Annotated in this window: 1 pseudogene; it reads left to right on the forward strand. The window is 60.9% G+C overall.

Going from position 1 to position 854, the window contains the following annotated elements:
• Positions 1–80: 80 nt before the first annotated feature.
• Positions 81–838 (forward strand): annotated as a pseudogene (locus AC1RLZ_RS31155) (IS5 family transposase).
• Positions 839–854 lie beyond the last annotated feature (16 nt).

Genomic DNA, 854 nt, shown 5'->3' on the forward strand with positions numbered 1-854 from the left:
CTAGGGCCGATCGACATTCAGGATTCCCAAGAGGTTCAATCGCTGATTCATAGGGTTCCGTGATTTGCACGGAGCAGGTGATGGCGACGAAGCGCTACGAATTGAACGAGGCGCAGTGGGTGAAGATTTCGCCGCTGCTGCCGGGCAAAGCGGGCGATGCAGGACGCACAGCGACTGATAACCGGCTGTTCGTGAACGGCTGTTTGTGGGTTCTGCGCTCGGGTGCGCATTGGTGCGACCTGCCGGAACGGTACGGCAAGTGGAAGACGGTACATCGGCGGTTCAGCCGCTGGTGCCATGCCGGGGTCTGGGAACGCGTGTTCACAGCCCTGACGGCAGACCGGGATAATCAGTATCTGATGATCGACAGCACCATCGTTCGCGCTCACCAGCAGGCCGCAAGCGGAAAAGGGGGGCTAAAGATCAGGCGCTGGGGCGTTCCCGAGGTGGGCTGACCACGAAGATCCATATGCTGGCCGATGCACTTGGTCGCCCGCTCCGCTTCATCATCACAGCCGGACAGGCTGGCGACGTCACCCAGGCGCCTGCCTTGCTCCACGACCAGACCGGCGAAGCCGTGCTTGCCGACAAGGCCTATGACAGCAACGCGCTGCGCGCGATCATCGCCGATATGGGGGCAACAGCGGTCATCCCGTCCAACCGAACCCGCAAGGTCATCATTCCGCACGACATCAACGTCTACAGGCAGCGCAATCGGATCGAGCGCTGCTTCTGCCGACTCAAACACTTCCGGCGCTTCGCCACACGCTATGACAGACGAACCTCGCACTTCGCTGGCTTCATCCACCTCGCCGCAGCAATGATCTGGAACCAATGAATGTCGATCGGCCCTA

Source organism: Tardiphaga sp. GW822-FHT04G09 (assembly GCF_058800725.1).